The following is a 541-nucleotide window of genomic DNA, read 5'->3' as shown; positions in this document are numbered from 1 at the left end:
GGCCCTGGCCTTGTCCCTGACCCTGGCCTTGTCCGCTTCCTTGGCCCTGTCCACGAACCGGTCCATGTCCCTGACAGCTCATCTGACCTCTTCCCTGACCACGTGGTTCGCTGCATGCAAAGCCACCGGTGGTTGGGCAACACTTCTGTGTGGCAGGACACTGGCCATCATGGAAACAGCTTTCAGCACACAGTGGGATCATCTCTGGTAAGGGACACTGACCCGGCTTCATGAAAACAGGCAGCACACAAACAGGCCCACAGTCAAATCGACAGCATTTGTGTCCTCCAGGGCAGTCTTCATCAGAAGAACATCCTCGACGGGCCGGCACGAACGTCAGCGTCGCCGGACAAAAACCATCCACTGTGTTACGTCTTTGAATAGCATGAGCGATGCTCAAGTATCCGAACAGATACAACAAAGCAGCAATCAACGAGAAATCCACTCGAGCGGTCATCCTCCCGACCTGTGATCTCACAACAAACTCTGCTGGAAAAGGCCCTGAATTTGTGCGTCAGAAGAAGCACACAAAGCTAAACCA

At 54.0% G+C, this 541-nt stretch carries 1 protein-coding gene; it reads left to right on the top strand.

Translation table 11 applies throughout. The features are described from left to right. Positions 1–211 (top strand): hypothetical protein (locus DK870_RS29520; RefSeq protein WP_218580698.1); only part of this gene is annotated, 211 nt, incomplete at its 5' end. Positions 212–541: the final 330 nt, after the last annotated feature.

Source organism: Pseudomonas sp. Q1 (assembly GCF_009935975.1).
Taxonomy (GTDB): Bacteria; Pseudomonadota; Gammaproteobacteria; order Pseudomonadales; family Pseudomonadaceae; genus Aquipseudomonas; species Aquipseudomonas palleroniana.
This window is presented reverse-complemented; position numbering and strand designations above follow the sequence as displayed.